Source organism: Paenibacillus sp. JCM 9796 (assembly GCF_055379675.1).
This window is the reverse complement of sequence record NZ_AP043723.1, coordinates 5086262-5102328: the sequence shown is the minus strand read 5'-3', so window position 1 is coordinate 5102328 and position 16067 is coordinate 5086262. Positions and strand designations below refer to the sequence as shown.

Below are 16067 nucleotides of genomic sequence, written 5' to 3'. Positions count from 1 at the left end.
GAATATCCCTCAATCTATTGGAGAACGATATCGGTAATAAGGATTTGATTCAATTTACCTTCGTGAAGCAGTTCATTCATTCTATTCATAAGGGCTGAAGTGAGATTGTCAAAGCCTTTTTTGCCCGAAACTTGTTCCGGCGTCATATCGGCCAACGTTTCAATTACGATTGCTTTCATCCGGCTTTGCTGGAAATCAAACTCTTCTTTAGCCTTCTTGTTTTCAAGTTCAAAGGCAAAGCTTACTTTTACGAACTTCGCGCTTGCCCCGCTCGCCGTGGCCAGGTTTGTCAGAACGTCTTTCATTTCGACCGTATTTTCTTTCACTTGTACCGGTGTTAATTTTTTACCGGATTTTACTTCCCGTACCAATTGCTGCGCTTGATCTTGGGGATCGGAACTGGATTTATCCATGTAATTCCAGAGAACGAACGCTGCAGTTAAAATTAATGTTATCGCAATAAGTATAGCTACGACCATGATAAAAATTTTACTTTTAAACAACTTACGACCCCTCCGAATTCAGGCTCTTTATCGTTCCGCCGATGAGACCTACGGTCTGCAAAAAGCGCTGTACCATGGCGACAACTTCCGGCACCGGTTCGAGCACCATTATTTTTTTTCCGGTCACCAAAGTAATCATAGTATCCGGAGTCTCTTCAATCGTCTCAATCAGTAAGGCATTAACCATGATCGGTTTGCCGTTAAGCCGGGTGAGCGTTACCATCGGCTACCTCCGCTTGGGATAGGATCGGGGGAGACCGGCTCCCCCGTTTACTGATACTGAACGTTACTATCGTTTCAAGTTGACTACTTCCTGAAGCACTTCATCTGAAGTTGTGATGATTCTGGAGTTCGATTGGAACCCCCGCTGTGCGATAATCATTTCCGTAAATTCGCTCGTTAAGTCCACATTGGACATTTCAAGCTGACCGGAGATGATAGCTCCCGTTCCCGTCTCCGGATTCGCGGCAGTAGCGGCGCCCAGATCGAGTTCTTCCGTGTTGGAGTTCGGCGTCATCCGGTACATGTTACCCCCGATTTTCTCAAGACCGGCAGGGTTCGTCACTTTAGCAACAGCGATAAGCTGTCCGGTCGGAGTCGCAGTTCCATCGGCAGCAACCGAGATAATCTCCCCGTTCTGGGAGATGGAGAAAGCCGTAACGCCATCCTCCAACGTGACCGCTGTGCCTTCGGTATTCAAGACGAACATCCCGTCCGCATTCACGAGGCGATTCAATGCATCCAGCTCAAAGTTACCGGCACGAGTCAAATATGGGCCGTCGCCTCCGTCTACCATCGAGGAAACCGCGAAAAATCCGTCGCCGTCGATCCGCAGGTCGGTCGGTTTGTTCGTCGTCATCGCGCTGCCCGGCGTATGAATCGTATCAACCGCGGCAACCGTAACGCCAAGACCGATCTGCTTCGAATTCACGCCGCCTCTTTCCTCCGTCGGAGCCGAGACTCCGGCGACCGTTTGGCTCAAAATATCTTTAAACATCACGCGTCCGGTCTTGAACCCGACCGTGTTCACATTAGCGATGTTATTCCCGATAACGTCCAACTTCGTTTGAAATCCTCTCATACCCGAAACACCGGAATAAAGAGATCTTAACATCGATCGATTGCCTCCTAAAGGCTGAACTCGTCAGCCTTGCTTAATGGTGTTACTGGTTGTTTCAGTCGGTCCACAACCAAGGCCTCCGAACTCCGGGCCGGCCTGTTCTTAAGAAATGATCATGGCGCTGTCAATTTGCGTAAACAAGTTGTCTTTCATTGATGCTCCGTCCATTGCGGTAACCACGGTCCGGTTCTTAATGTTCACGATTAAAGCCGTATCGTTAATGAGCATCAACGAATCTTTGGCGCCTTTCGTTGCCGCTTTGTCGATGGCGGACTGGATCTTCGCCAGTTGTTCGGGCTGGAACTGAATGCCTCTTTGGCGCAACCGTTCTTCCGCATGATGACTGAAGCGTACGAATTGGTGGTGCAAGATCGAATCAAACGAAGTCGATGGCGCTTCCCGTCCAGTTCTCGTTTGAGGCGGCTTCGAGAGCGCAGGCGTAACGCCATTCGGAAATAGCTGACCTACCGTCATCCGTTCCGTCATGGTGCCTCTCCCCCTGCAGGTTCCTTTGAAGGAGCCGGGTTGCCGATCTGCGAAATATTTTCGAGCGCGACCTCTTCGCCGTTCACTTTTGCAAATTGCTGATGATCTTTAACGGTAATCGACTCGACAACCCCGGTTTTGGAGTGAGTCGTGCCCTCGTTATCTGCGTAAGACCAAGTAATTTCTTTGCCGATCAGTCCCGATGCGAAGCCTAGAGACTGGCGCAACAATTTCATTTCGCTGCTCATATTCGTCAGCTGCTCGACCGAAGTAAACTGCGCCATCTGCGCGATAAACTCTTTATCCTGCAAAGGCTGAGTCGGATCCTGATTTTTTAATTGTGTAATTAATATTTTCAGAAATTGGTCTTTGCCGAGCTCGCTGCCTTCCGTCTTCTTTTCTGCGCGGTCGACGTTCGCTTTCGAATAATAAGGCCAAATATTTTTCGTGCTGATGTTGGAATCGGCCATGTTGTTCACCTCCTGCTTCCCGCTTATCTCCAACCGCCGTACAGCGCAACTTAGGCGATGACGTCAATCGAACCGTTAACGCCTGTCCGATTGTCTCCTACGCCGGACATCCTTTCCGTCTCTCCAAGTTCATCTAAAGTAGCAGCTTTATTGCTGCCCGAATTTTTCTGCTTGGACGGTTGCTGCGATTGCTGTTGGCGTCCTTCCTGGAACATCCCGGATTGATAGCTTTGGCTTTGACTGACCTCCAGCTTATCCACTTGAATGCCTTGCGTCTGCAAGGTGTTCTTCAATTGGGAGAGCTGTGCCTCCAACATTTCTTTGCCCGCTGCGCTGTCCGCTACGAATTGGGCGATCAGATGTCCGTTTTGCATCGTCAGCTTGACTTCTACATGACCCAAGTGCTGCGGATAAAGAGAAATTTTCGCTTCTGTCAAGCCGTCGGCCGTCGTCCCAAGTACGAAGGAGCTAACGATAAATTGCGTCATATCCTCAGTGAAGGACGAAGCAGGCATATGCAGCGACGCTGATTTCGAAACCATCTGCCCGTTCTGTACTTGTTTCATGAAATCGTGCATCGTCATCGGCTGGGAAGTTCCCGATTGACCATCCTCCGAACGAAGCGGTTCGAATAAAGGCACTTCCTCTTCGCTGCCGCTTAGTTCGCTCGTCAGCTTTAAGGCATGCTGTGCCAAAGCGAGCGCTTCGAGTTTGTGCATCGGATTGGAAACAACCTGAACTAGCGGAGCGGTTGAAGGATTCGCCGAATCCGTACTCGCTTTCGCTGAAACAGCGGTTTGCACAGCCTGTTGCGTATCGCTTTTCGCTTTATGTAACTCGCCGAATGTTGCGGCCGCCGACAATAACGCAGACGGCAACTCTTTCATCGCTTGTTGCAAGCTCGGATGCAGGGGCCCGCCGGCCATTATTTCTTTAAGCTGCTTCAGTATCTGTACGACTTCGGCTGAAGACAATAACTTCGACTGAGCGTTCGCCGCAGACTCCGAAGCGTCTGTAGCGACTTGCGTCAATAGCGGTATGAACAATTGCGGATTTAACATTTGTTCTTCACCTGGATGAGCTTTTTCTCCGGCCTGCTTCGGATGCTCAGCCGCTTCGCCATCCTTACCGGCACTTGCATCTGTCGATAGCAGAGACGCAAGAAGCGCTTGAAGTTCGGCAAGCCAAGCTTGAAGATCCGGATTGCTTAGCAGCGCGTCGACGTCTTCCTGACGCTCCGTCTGCTCCAGCAATTGAAGGAGACCGTCAATTTGCCCGGCCTGGAGTTCGGTCGACTGTTCGTTCATAACGGAAGCGGCCGCCGCTAACGGGTTGAGCCATTGAATCAAGGCGCTTAATCCGTTCATCCCGCCCTTGGCCTCGCTGCCGGCTTGATTCGCTTCTCCGACAAGCATTCCGGTTAACGTCGTCAAGAACGCACTCCCGCCTGAAGCGGAGCCTTGCGCAGAACCCGCTGAATTGGCGCTTCCGCCTGCAGATGCAGTGCCGCCCAGGGCCACAGATTGAGCTTGAATTTCCATCTTTTCTTTTCACCTCCTTTCAAGCTTCTATTGAGCGAGTCGGGCCGAAATTAAAGCCGCCGTTTCTTTCGATTGATCCGAAATGGCAGAAAGAATTTTCGACCTGCCGGCATTGTCCATGGAATTCAAGATGGAAATGACTTTATCCGGCGTCGTCTTTTGAAGCTCCAGCAGTACCGTCGCAGCGCTTTTCGGCGTCATGTTGGCGAAGGTCGATCCCAGATCGTCCTTGCTAAGCTTGTCGGTCTTGGCTGCCGGCGCTTGCATAGCTTGCAGCCTTTCTTGAAGAGCCGCAAGTTCCGTATCGCGAACGAGCTTCTGATCCTTGATCAAAATGGAAGCTTCCGCCGCCTTCTTCGGATCCATCTTTTCCAAAATTTTCACGCGTTCGTCGTTCTTCATCATACTCAGCACCAGCACTTGTTCGTTCAACGTCAAGTTCTCAAGGATCGGTGCCGATTTACTGGGGGACATCTTCGCATACAGGCTTGCCAGCTGCTGAATTTGTGCCTTATATTCTTCATCCGACTGTGTCTTCGTTTTCATTTGTTCTTCAAGCGAGCTGTTCTTCAACTGAAGCTCTTTGATTTGTTGATCCCGTTGTTGAATCGCCGCCTCCGCTTTTTGCAGATCCTGATCCTTCTGCTGGACGGATGACGTCATTTGCGCAACCTGATCATCCTTCGTCGGGTCGGCCCCCTCCTCTTGGGCCTTCGCCGCCTCAGTCTGCGGTTTCCCGCTATCCGTATCCGACTGAGGATCAGGAATCACTTGGTTGACGACGGGTATTTTATTGGCCGTTTTCAACACATTATTCATCACGTCGTAATCGAAAATCGTCAGCAACACCCCGAGCAAAACGGCCGTAAAAACGAACGGAATGAGGAACCATATCAGAAAACGCTCCATGGCGCCGTAAGATGCGGTTTGCTCTGTGTCTGCGTCTGCCATCTACCGTCACCTCCCCTGCTTTGGCTAAGAAAGCCGTTTATACCGGTTCGTCGCCATTTCATCCAACTGGTCCTGTTCACGCTTCAGCAGATCGGCGGTGAACCGTTGGTACGCCTTCTCTTTCGCTTTGTTCCATACTTTTTCTTCGAGCATCTTTCCATTCAAATCATCCTGTCTCAACTGCACGACCCCTCTCGCCTGCTGAACGTCGCGGTGTTTCGCCTGAATTCGGCCTTCAATGTGATCGACATAACTTTGCAGCAGCATGAGATTGGAAACCGTTGTCCGTCGACCGGATGCTTCATGCAATTGTTCCTGGATATCCGTTTTGGACTGTTGAAGCTCGGAAAGCTTCGACTCCTCTTTACGCATTTGACCGATCGCCTCAGACAAAACCCATTCCGCTTGAGTTTTCTCGTTCTCTTTCAGATCCACGATTTTTTGAAAAGCGTACCGAAAGCGCATCAGTGGTCTCAACCCCTATAAAATTGTTGAATTAATTGCTCCGTTGCTTCCGCATAGGTCAACTTGTCGTGCACCCGCTGCTTCGTATAGTCCCAGATCGATTGGATCGAATCCATGGAGAGGTCGATTTCCGGGTTCGACCCTCTCTGGTACGCCCCTATATTGATCAAGTCTTCCGAATCTTTATATACAGCTAACAAACGCTTCAAGTTTTCGGCTGCAAGCTGCTGTTCTTGAGGCACGATTTCTTTCATGACCCGACTGACACTCGCAAGCACGTCAATGGCCGGATAGTGACCGCGGTTCGCGATACCTCGATTGAGAACGATATGACCGTCCAAAATACCCCTTACCGCATCCGCAATCGGTTCGTTCATATCGTCGCCGTCGACCAGCACCGTGTAGAACGCTGTGATCGATCCTTTCGGCCCGGTTCCGGATCGCTCCAGCAGCTTGGGCAGCGTAGCAAAAACAGAAGGGGTGTAACCTCGCGTTGCAGGCGGTTCGCCAACGGCAAGACCAACTTCCCGCTGTGCCATCGCAAAACGTGTAACGGAATCCATCATCATCATGACGTTAAGTCCGCGATCGCGGAAATACTCGGCAATGCTAGTGGCGATCAAAGCGCCTTTGATCCGAATTAGCGCAGGCTGATCGGAAGTAGCGACGATAACGACAGAGCGGGCCAGTCCCTCCGGTCCGAGGTCGCGTTCGATAAAATCAAGCACCTCGCGTCCACGCTCACCAATAAGGGCAATGACATTGACGTCCGCTGACGTATTTCTTGCGATCATTCCCATCAGCGTACTTTTCCCGACGCCGGATCCTGCAAAAATACCGACGCGCTGACCTTTGCCGATCGTTAACAAACCGTCGATACAACGCACGCCGACACTAATCGGCTCCTGAACCCGCGGACGCTTCAGAGGATTGCTGGGGACGTTGTTGGTCGAATAATGGGTCATTCTTGCCGGCAAGAACGTTCCATCGAGCGGTTGTCCGAGACCGTCCAGCACTTTACCGAGCAATTCGTGACCGACCTGCACGGTTAGCGGCTTGCCCGTTCCGACTACGTCGCAGCCGGGACCGATGGAATTCAGCTCGCCGAGCGGCATCAAGATCACTTTGTTATTTTTGAAACCAACCACTTCCGCCTTCAAGGGCTGATTCGATTTAAACGGATAAATGTAACAGACGTCGCCGACGCTCGCATCCGGCCCCTCGGATTCCACCGTCAGTCCGATAACTTGCGTCACCTTGCCGTTAACGCGAATCGGATCCATCTGCCTGAGATGATCAATATATTTTTGAGCGGACGGGCTTTGCATCAGGTTAGCCTCCTTCGTTGCGGATGGCGAGATCTTGCAGCGCTTGCTTAATTTCGTTCAACTGCGTATCGATTCTTGCGTCGATACTGCCGAAGGATGAGCGAATGACACAGCCATGATCTTGCACCGAACCATCCGGAATGATTTGCAGCTCGGCCTGGGAATCGATATGCAGCAACAGCTCGTCCCGCGCGTCTTGAATATAGGAGAACTGGGAAGGGGAAACACAAAGCGCAATCATTCCCTTTTCCCTGCGACGCGCAAGCACCTTGCGAATCATCTCCGTCACCCATTGCGGTTCCAGCGACAGCTGGCGTCCGATAATTTTCTCGGCGATCGAACAGCTCATTTCAATAAGAAACGGTTCGGATTCCTGAATGATCTCTTGCTTCAATATATACGCTTGCTCCAAGGTTTGAGCCGCCTCCTGCAGCATCTGGTCGTAACGCTCGCGGAGCTCGGCTTCCGCTTGCGCCAAGCCTGCCTCATAGCCTTGCAGATAGCCTTGTTCTTTGTTTTCCTGCAGCACGCTTTCGTCCAGCATCCGGCGTTCTTGCCACCAGGCCTCGATCTCGGCCTGCGCCTGTTCTTTTAAGACAGCCACCTCGTCCATCGCCGCGCGAACTTGCTCTTCGGCAAAACTTTGCGCGTCTTGAATGATTTGCGCTTTCTCACGGTTCAGCTCGTCGAGTTCCTGCTGCTGTTCGGCCGTGCGGCCTTCCTCAGCCGTTTCTTCAAGATCCGGCAACGGCAGCTTCGGTTGTTCGACAATTTTCGTGTCCTCGACAGGAACATATTGAAAAAACTTGATGACATTAGACAATAATATCATCTCCTCCGCCACGTGCGATGATGATCTCACCGGCTTCTTCCAAACGGCGGATCGTCGATACAATGCGCGTTTGTGCTTCTTCTACGTCGCGCAAGCGGACAGGACCCATGAATTCCATTTCTTCGCGGAACGTTTCGGCCATCCGTTTGGACATGTTCTTGAAGATGGCTTCACGCACTTCTTCGCTGGCAACTTTAAGCGCAAGCTGAAGGTCGGCGTTCTCGATATCGCGAATAATGCGTTGAATCGAACGATTGTCGATGTTGACGATATCTTCGAAGACAAACATGCGTTTCTTGATTTCTTCGGCAAGCTCCGGGTCTTGAATCTCCAGGGAGTCCAGAATGGTCCTTTCCGTCCCGCGGTCGACACCGTTCAAGATTTGAACAACCGAAGAAATCCCGCCTGCATTCGTATAATCCTGTGTCACGGTAGCGGACAGTTTTTGCTCCAGCACGCGTTCGACTTGGCTGATGACCTCCGGCGACGTGCTGTCCATCAGCGCAATCCGCTTGGCGACATCCGCTTGTTTATCTTGCGGCAGCGAAGAAAGAATGATCGACGCTTGCTCCGGCTGCAAGTAAGAGAGCACAAGCGCGATGGTTTGCGAGTTTTCGTTCTGGATAAAGTTTAAAATTTGGGCCGGATCCGCTTTGCGCGCAAAATCAAACGGCCTGACTTGCAGCGTCGCAGTCAGTCGGTTTATGATGTCGAGCGCCTTCTGGGAACCGAGCGCCTTCTCCAAAATTTCTTTGGCGTACGAGATACCGCCTTGCGAGATAAATTCTTGCGCTAGGCAAATTTGATGAAACTCAGCCATAATCGCGTCTTTTTCGGCATTATCGACTTTTCGGACATTGGCTATTTCCAACGTAAGCTGCTCGATCTCTTCATCCCGCAAATGTTTAAAAATTTGGGCCGATACCTCGGGTCCTAAGCTGATCAGAAGAATAGCAGCTTTTTGCCGTCCCGATAAAATGGGTTGCTGTACTTTAGCCAAGCACTGTACACCTCTATTCGTCTACTAACCAAGTACGAAGCAGATTAACGAACTCGTCCGGTTTCCGTTTAGCCAACTGTTCCAGCTGCTTGCGTATTTGGTTTTCATTATTAACATTGTCGATATCAATAGTCGGGAATTCCACTTTCGGCGCCGCATCTTCGAGCAGTGCAGCTGCTTCGGCTTCCTCTTGCGCTTTGCGTCTGCGCCGCATGAACCAGAAAGCCCCTCCCGCGAGTAACGCCAATGCCAATCCGCCCAGGCCTCCGTAAAGGAGCATTGCGTTGGAAGCGGTAGCTTGCGATTCGTTCGTTTTAGCGAACGTATGGGGAAACACCGTTACTTTTTTAGCTAAATCTTCGTCGGTCAGCGTCACTTTGCTGTCTGCCAGCGCCGCGCGAACAATGTTGACAAGAATCTGGCGCACCGCTTCCGTCGTTTGCGGAGTTAATGAATTCGGATCTGCCGGATCGGGTGGTTCAACCCCGACGTTAATGGTTAAATCCTTTACAGTGTATGGTGTAGCTACGATTTCTTCCGTGATGCGGTTCACTTCATAGTTTACGGTTCGCTGCAATTCTTCGGAATTGGACGTGCCGCTGTTGTTACTGCCTGGATATCCGGGTACATCGGTTGCACCGGTTCCCGGTACACCGGCGTTTGCGGCGCTGTTGTCGCTGTTATAATTTTTTTGAATTTCCTGAACGGAAATTTCAAGTCCTCTTTGATCGACTTCATTGGGAGCCGTCACCAGATTGCGCTTAGAGCTCGTTTGATCAAAGTTCATTGTAGAGAACACGCTGACGATAACCTTGTCTCTGCCAAGGATGGCACTGAGCATCTGTTGCACGTTCCGCTGCACATCATTGCGGAATTGGTTATTGATTTCGAATTGGTCTTTCGCCAGGCTGGACGAACCGTTCGTCTTTCCTTTGCCTTTGGAGTATTCCAGCAAGTCCCCGTTCTGATCGGAAATGGTAATATTTTCGACCGGCAATCCCTTCACACTGTGGGAAACGAGGTTGTACATCGTATCTACTTTTGCTTGATCCAGCGTGTATCCGGGTTTGATCTCAAGAACGACGGATGCGGTAGCTTTCTCCGGCTCGGCGCCCTTCGGAAGAAACACGCTTTCTTTAGGCAAGCTGATCAGAACCTTGGAACTCTGGATGGCATTGTTGGAATTGATCAACTGCTGCAGTTCGCCTTGAACGGCATTGACGTATTTCACGTCGAATTCGCGATCCGTTGTCCCGAATGTGCTGCTCTGGTTAAATGCGCCGTAACCGACGTTGCCGGTTTTGTTCAAACCTTGCGATTCGACCGCCAATTTGACGTTGGCCACTTCGCTTCGGGGGACGCCGATGCTCTTCCCGTCATCGCTTAGCTGATACGGGATTTTAGCCCCGTCCAAATATCCTTTGATCGCTGCCGCATCGCTAGGTTGCAAATTCGTATAAGCCAGTGCGTACTCCGTCTTGGAAAAATTATAACTGATGATCCCTACCGTCAGTATGATCAAAATCACAGTGGCGATCAGTGTAAACTTTTGTGTTTTGCTAAATTGATTCCAATATTGTCTAATGCGGTTCCAATATTGGAGTACATTCTCGTTCACCATTTCACCCCATTCAACCTGAACATCACGAAGATAAATCAAGTAAGATTAGACCTGCATACGCATAATTTCCTGATAGGCCTCAATAACTTTGTTTCTTACTTGAACCGTTAGTTCCAATCCGAGCGATGCTTTTTCGGAGGCAATCATCAGTTGGTGAACGTCGGAAATTTCACCTTTAACGAATTGGTTGTTCAATTTATCTACGCCAGCTTGCTGGGCGTTCAAATCCGCAATCGCGCCGTTTAAAAATCGACTGAATTGGTCGGACACTTCAGCAGCGGTCAAGGTTTTCGGCTCAGCGGCTTTGACCGTCATTAACGGTTGCAAGCTCAGCTTATCAATCATGTTCGTAACCCCTTTACCCAAATGGCTTGTCGTTTTTATCTACCGATTTCGAGCGCTTTGGTCACCAACGCCTTGGAGGCGTTCAAAGCGGTAACATTCGCTTCATAGGATCGCGTTGCCGACATCATGTCAACCATTTCTTTCAGAATGTCTACGTTCGGCAGCATGACAAATCCGTTCTCGTCCGCATCGGGATGCGTCGGATTGTATACTTGCTTAAGCGGTGAAGTATCTTCAATCACCTGCGCAATTCTTACCCCTTCGCCTGCCCCGGCATCCTTACCGGACATTGCGTTTTGAAGCGTGTAGGCAAAACTTTGCTGCTTCGGCTCCATCGTTACGAGCTTTCGTTGATAAGGTACCCATTTGCCGTTCACCATGCGCGCGCGCGTCGAGTCGGCGTTGGCAATGTTGGAAGAAATGACATCCATTCGAAACCGCTGAGCCGTCAGGGCGGAGGCACTTATGTCATAACCGTTCGTTAATCTCACCGCTTACCGTCCCCCTATAGCTGTTCTAACCTTTTTGATATCCGCACTCACTTGCTGCACCATCGTATTGTAGCGTAATTGGTTCTTGGCCATTAAGGCCATTTCATAATCGATGTCGACATTATTCAGGTTATTGTTGATTAATGTTTGATTGTCCCGTATCAACTGCGGCTGGGGCTGACTAGGACGCCCAATTTCAATATGCCGCGGATCCGTCCGAAATCCTTGGATTGAACCTCCGTTTATTTCCTGCTGCAGCAATTCTTCAAATCGAACTTCCGATCTCTTGAAAAATGGCGTATCGACGTTGGCTATGTTATCGGCAATAACTCTTTGCCGTAAGGTGGCCGCATCCAACGAGCGTTCCATCATTTGAAAACCGGGCTTATTCAGGATCATCATAAGAAAAACTCCTACTTTCGCACGAAATAATCTGAGAGTAGTAATTCAACAAGGGAGGGGTAATATCCTCCTTTCTTCGACAATATCTTTTAAAAAAATAAAAACAACCATGGCATATATTGTAGTAACCGAGAACTATATCTATATTGAAGAAAGATGGAAATGATTTCAATAAGAAAAAAGCCCTATATTTTCATATAGGACTTCAAAAAACGATGTTATTTTGTTAATTTCGACACATTTCAAAAAAATTTTATAATTTCACGCTCTGTATACCGGCAAGAAGTTGATCATTCAGGACTCGAATATACGTCCCTTTCATCCCGAGGGAGCGCGTTTCGATGACGCCGGCGCTCTCCAACTTGCGCAGCGCATTGACGATAACCGAACGCGTAATGCCGACACGATCGGCGATTTTGCTGGCCACGAGCAGCCCTTCCATGCCTTCAAGCTGCTCGAAAATATGCTCGACCGCTTCCAGTTCGCTGAAGGACAGCGAGGCTACCGCTACCTGAACGACCGCCTTGCTTCTTGCTTCCACTTCGATCTGCTCCGCCTTTTCCCGCAAAATCTCCATCGCCACAACCGTTGAACCGTATTCAGCCAATATTAAGTCGTCGTCGATAAATTCGCGGCCGCGCTTCGTCAGCACGAGCGTCCCGAGGCGTTCCCCGCCTCCAATAATCGGGACAAGCGTGATATGAAATCTCGGCTCATCCGCATGATCGCCGAACACGTCATAAGCGGAACCCGCTTCTAAATTCGACGACGTTTCCGTCACCTGCATGAGAAGTTGATTATATTCGTTCGGAAAGCGATTTTCTTGCAGAACGGAAAGCCTCGTCCAAGCCTCCTGCCCCGACGTGGTAAGCGAACTGCCCAGCACCTTTCCCCTCCGGCTGACGACAAAAATATCAGCGGACAAAATATCGCCGAGAACGGCCGCCATATCCATAAAGCTGACCGGATTGCCCGCTTCTTTTTGCAACAATTTATTCAGCCTTCTGGTTTTCATCAAAAGTGTCATGTTCGTGCCTCCAAGTCAAACGATTACAGTATATATTGGCTCAAATCCCGATTCTGAACGATATCGGACAACTTCTCGCGCACATATTCGGGAGAGATTACGATTTGCTCCAAGGTAAGCTCAGGCGCTTCAAAAGACAAGTCCTCCAGCAGTTTCTCAAGTATCGTGTGCAGACGGCGCGCACCGATATTGTCGGTGTTCTGATTCACTTCTGCGGCAATCCGCGCAATTTCAAGAATCGCCTCATCTGAAAATTCGACACGGATGCCCTCGGTCTCGAGCAATGCGGTGTACTGCTTCGTCAGTGCGTTTTTGGGTTCTTTCAAAATCAGTACGAAGTCTTGCTGGGTCAGGCTGCTTAATTCGACGCGAATCGGAAAGCGCCCCTGCAGCTCGGGAATTAAATCGGAAGGCTTGGCAATATGAAACGCCCCAGCAGCCATGAATAAAATAAAATCGGTTTTGACCGGTCCGTACTTCGTCATAATGGTCGAGCCTTCCACAATCGGCAAGATATCCCTTTGCACGCCCTCGCGTGATACGTCGGGCCCACCGCCGCGGCCGGAACTGCAAATTTTATCGATTTCATCGATAAAAATAATGCCGCTTTGCTCCGCGCGAAGCACCGCCTCCTGAATGACTTCGTCCATATCAAGCAGCTTCTGCGCTTCCTCATGAAGCAGCGTCTTGCGCGCCTCCTTGATCGGCAGCTTGCGCTTTTTCGTACGCTTCGGCAATAAGCTCCCGAACAGCTCCTGCATATTCATGCCCGCCTGCTCGTTACCTTGGCCGCCCAGCATGTCGAGCATTGTCGGACTGTTGTCCTCCACCTCGATCTCAATCACCTTCTGCTCAAGCTCGCCTCGCTCAAGCTGCTCCTTCACTTCTTTGCGTCGGGCGATAATCGCGGCGTCATTCTCCGGCTCCGTTACGGCCGCCGGATTTCCTTGATTGCCGAACAGCATTTCGAACGGGTTGCGTTGTCCTTTCGATTTCGAGGGGCTCGGCACAAGGATCGCAGCGATACGTTCGACGACCATTTGCTCCGCTTTGTCCTTCAATCGGTCCGTTTTCTCCGCTTTCACCATCCGGATCGACGTTTCGACCAAATCGCGAACCATCGATTCGACATCGCGTCCGACATACCCGACTTCCGTAAATTTGGTCGCTTCGACTTTAATAAAAGGCGCCCCGACAAGCTTAGCCAGCCGTCGGGCGATTTCCGTCTTCCCAACGCCGGTAGGTCCGATCATAAGAATGTTTTTCGGCACAATCTCATCCCGGAGCGATTCTTCCAATCGGCTGCGGCGATAACGGTTGCGCAAGGCAACGGCGACTGATTTCTTAGCCTGCCGCTGGCCGATAATATATTTATCCAATTCGGCTACGATTTCTTTCGGAGTCAAGCTGTTTGCAGGCACGTCCGCCACCTCCCGGATTATTCGATCTCTTCGACGATAATGTTATGGTTTGTGAATACGCAGATGTCGGCAGCCATCGTCAAAGCCGCCTTCGCGATTTCCTTGGCACTCATGTCGGGCGCGTACCGGTGAAGCGCTCTACCCGCCGCAAGCGCGAAGCTGCCTCCGGAGCCGATCGCCAGTATGCCGTCGTCCGGTTCGATAATTTCGCCATTGCCGGAAATCAACAGCAGGCCCGTACGATCCATGACGATCATCATCGCCTCAAGACGCCGGAGCACCCGGTCTTGACGCCAATCTTTGGCCAGCTCCACCGCGGCCCGCTGCAAGTTGCCGTGATGCTCCTCAAGCTTGGCCTCAAATTTCTCAAAAAGGGTGATCGCATCCGCCACCGAGCCTGCAAAGCCGGCGATGACGTTGCCGCGGTACAATCGGCGTACTTTCTTCGCTTGCGACTTCATCACCATACTGTTGCCGAACGTCACTTGACCGTCCCCGGCGATGGCGCCTTTCCCCTGATGCCGGATCGCGAATATCGTCGTCGCATGAAATGTCTCCATAAGGCGAATTTCCTCCTCTATTCAAGACGAAAACTAAGCTTAATTACAAGCTTAGTTTCCGTGAGTTTCCGACCCATGACCAAGGTACATGCATGATAGACGGGTATATCGTAACATAGTACAAGTTTCATTGACAAGCCGAATTGTGTGTGTTTTGTGAAAAATTCTGAATTTTCGCAATTGCTCGTTCAGCGATTTTCTCGTACTTCAGCTTCTTGTTCTTGATTCGTTCTTCCAGCGGCGGAAATAATCCGAAATTTGCGTTCATCGGTTGAAAATGTTTAAAGTCCGCCGTCGTAATATACTGCGCCATACTGCCTAATGCCGTATCTGCCGGCAATACGACGCATTCTTCCCCCTTGGCGAAGCGCGCTGCGTTCATGCCTGCGATCAAGCCGGAAGCAGCCGATTCCACATATCCTTCCACCCCGGTCATCTGTCCGGCAAAAAACAGGTTGTCGCGATTGCGGAATTGATAGGTCGGCTTCAACAAGCGGGGCGAGTTGATAAACGTATTGCGGTGCATCACGCCGTATCGGACAAACTCCGCATTCTCCAGACCGGGAATTAGCGAGAAGACGCGCTTTTGCTCGCCCCATTTCAAATGGGTCTGAAATCCGACCATGTTGTATAAGGTGCCCGCCGCGTTGTCCTGACGGAGCTGAACGACCGCGTGCGGCAGTTCGCCCGTATGGGGATTGACGAGTCCGACAGGCTTCATCGGTCCGAATAGAACGGTTTGCCGGCCGCGCTTCGCCATGACTTCGATCGGCATGCAGCCTTCGAAATAAATTTCCTTCTCAAATTCCTTCATCGGCGCCGTCTCCGCCGTAACAAGCGCATCGTAGAAACGGTTAAACTCTTCTTCGTTCATCGGACAGTTTAAGTAGGCGGCTTCGCCTTTATCGTAACGCGAGGCCAAGTACACTTTGCTCATGTCGATCGAATCTTTCTCGACAATCGGAGCGGCCGCATCGTAGAAGTACAAATATTCTTCGCCGAATAGCTCCTGCAGATGCTTGGACAAGCCTGGCGACGTTAGCGGCCCTGTAGCCACTACGGTAATCCCGTCCGGCAGCGTCTCCAGCTCCTCGTTGCGAACCTCGATCAGCGGGTGATTGCGCAGCATCGAGGTGACCTCGCCCGAGAACCCTTCGCGATCGACGGCAAGTGCACCGCCGGCAGGCACCGCATGTTTGTCCGCCGCACGTAATATCAGCGAGTTCATGATACGCATTTCTTCCTTCAGCAAACCGACAGCGTTCGTCAAGCCGTTCGCTCGCAGCGAGTTGCTGCAGACAAGCTCCGCGAATTGATCGGATATATGCGCCGGTGTCTTGCGCACCGGCCGCATCTCATATAGAACCACCGGGACGCCCTGCGACGCGATTTGCCAGGCGGCCTCGCTGCCCGCAAGCCCCGCCCCGATGACGGTCACTTTATTTCCTTCAGTCAACGTTCGTTCCTCCTGCATGTTCCGCATCAACGCCTCCGCTAACCGCTG

The 16067-nt window shown here is 50.9% G+C and carries 19 protein-coding genes; all 19 read right to left on the bottom strand.

Annotation, left to right across the window (positions count from 1 at the left end; all coding sequences use genetic code 11):
• Positions 1-14: 14 nt before the first annotated feature.
• Complete coding sequence (locus tag ACZ439_RS24545) at positions 15-503, bottom strand: flagellar basal body-associated FliL family protein (protein WP_127604543.1); 489 nt, start codon at positions 501-503, stop codon at positions 15-17.
• Between the two features lies 1 nt (position 504).
• Complete coding sequence (locus tag ACZ439_RS24540) at positions 505-726, bottom strand: flagellar FlbD family protein (protein ID WP_127604545.1); 222 nt, start codon at positions 724-726, stop codon at positions 505-507.
• Positions 727-792: 66 nt separating this feature from the next.
• A complete protein-coding gene (flgG, locus tag ACZ439_RS24535; protein ID WP_127604547.1) occupies positions 793-1617 on the bottom strand; it encodes a flagellar basal body rod protein FlgG in 825 nt (274 codons plus the stop codon).
• Between the two features lie 108 nt (positions 1618-1725).
• Complete coding sequence (locus tag ACZ439_RS24530; protein ID WP_054796993.1) at positions 1726-2109, bottom strand: TIGR02530 family flagellar biosynthesis protein; 384 nt, start codon at positions 2107-2109, stop codon at positions 1726-1728.
• Positions 2106-2579, bottom strand: a complete 474-nt coding sequence (flgD, locus tag ACZ439_RS24525; RefSeq protein WP_127604549.1) for a flagellar hook assembly protein FlgD — start codon at positions 2577-2579, stop codon at positions 2106-2108. Before flgD ends, ACZ439_RS24530 begins: the two co-directional genes overlap by 4 nt.
• Before the next feature lie 50 nt (positions 2580-2629).
• Positions 2630-4120 carry a flagellar hook-length control protein FliK gene (locus tag ACZ439_RS24520; protein ID WP_054796992.1) on the bottom strand — a complete coding sequence of 497 codons (1491 nt, stop codon included), beginning with the start codon at positions 4118-4120 and terminating at the stop codon, positions 2630-2632.
• A gap of 27 nt (positions 4121-4147) precedes the next feature.
• Entirely contained in the window at positions 4148-5071 is a 924-nt protein-coding gene (locus ACZ439_RS24515) for a MotE family protein (protein WP_054796991.1), read from the bottom strand.
• Positions 5072-5095: 24 nt separating this feature from the next.
• On the bottom strand, positions 5096-5536 hold the full coding sequence (fliJ, locus tag ACZ439_RS24510; RefSeq protein WP_127604553.1) for a flagellar export protein FliJ: 441 nt from the start codon (positions 5534-5536) through the stop codon (positions 5096-5098).
• A gap of 8 nt (positions 5537-5544) precedes the next feature.
• Entirely contained in the window at positions 5545-6864 is a 1320-nt protein-coding gene (gene fliI / locus ACZ439_RS24505) for a flagellar protein export ATPase FliI (RefSeq protein WP_127604555.1), read from the bottom strand.
• A 4-nt stretch (positions 6865-6868) separates the two neighbouring features.
• The gene (locus tag ACZ439_RS24500; RefSeq protein WP_464620312.1) at positions 6869-7687 is read right to left on the bottom strand and encodes a FliH/SctL family protein; all 819 of its coding nucleotides are present in this window, start codon (positions 7685-7687) and stop codon (positions 6869-6871) included.
• Positions 7680-8696, bottom strand: a complete 1017-nt coding sequence (fliG, locus tag ACZ439_RS24495; protein WP_127604559.1) for a flagellar motor switch protein FliG — start codon at positions 8694-8696, stop codon at positions 7680-7682. Before fliG ends, ACZ439_RS24500 begins: the two co-directional genes overlap by 8 nt.
• A 13-nt stretch (positions 8697-8709) precedes the next feature.
• A complete protein-coding gene (gene fliF / locus ACZ439_RS24490; protein ID WP_127604722.1) occupies positions 8710-10317 on the bottom strand; it encodes a flagellar basal-body MS-ring/collar protein FliF in 1608 nt (535 codons plus the stop codon).
• Positions 10318-10362: 45 nt separating this feature from the next.
• Positions 10363-10662, bottom strand: a complete 300-nt coding sequence (gene fliE, locus ACZ439_RS24485; protein WP_054799591.1) for a flagellar hook-basal body complex protein FliE — start codon at positions 10660-10662, stop codon at positions 10363-10365.
• 35 nt (positions 10663-10697) lie between these two features.
• Complete coding sequence (flgC, locus tag ACZ439_RS24480) at positions 10698-11153, bottom strand: flagellar basal body rod protein FlgC (protein ID WP_054796990.1); 456 nt, start codon at positions 11151-11153, stop codon at positions 10698-10700.
• A gap of 3 nt (positions 11154-11156) precedes the next feature.
• A complete protein-coding gene (flgB, locus tag ACZ439_RS24475) occupies positions 11157-11555 on the bottom strand; it encodes a flagellar basal body rod protein FlgB (RefSeq protein ID WP_054799590.1) in 399 nt (132 codons plus the stop codon).
• 253 nt (positions 11556-11808) lie between these two features.
• Positions 11809-12582, bottom strand: coding sequence for a GTP-sensing pleiotropic transcriptional regulator CodY (codY, locus tag ACZ439_RS24470; protein ID WP_054799589.1), 774 nt, complete (start codon positions 12580-12582; stop codon positions 11809-11811).
• Positions 12583-12605: 23 nt separating this feature from the next.
• On the bottom strand, positions 12606-14003 hold the full coding sequence (hslU, locus tag ACZ439_RS24465) for an ATP-dependent protease ATPase subunit HslU (RefSeq protein WP_464620311.1): 1398 nt from the start codon (positions 14001-14003) through the stop codon (positions 12606-12608).
• A gap of 17 nt (positions 14004-14020) precedes the next feature.
• Positions 14021-14563: an ATP-dependent protease subunit HslV gene (gene hslV, locus ACZ439_RS24460; protein WP_054796988.1), complete on the bottom strand. Its 543-nt coding sequence runs from the start codon at positions 14561-14563 to the stop codon at positions 14021-14023.
• Between the two features lie 127 nt (positions 14564-14690).
• Complete coding sequence (trmFO, locus tag ACZ439_RS24455; protein ID WP_054797010.1) at positions 14691-16019, bottom strand: FADH(2)-oxidizing methylenetetrahydrofolate--tRNA-(uracil(54)-C(5))-methyltransferase TrmFO; 1329 nt, start codon at positions 16017-16019, stop codon at positions 14691-14693.
• Positions 16020-16067: the final 48 nt, after the last annotated feature.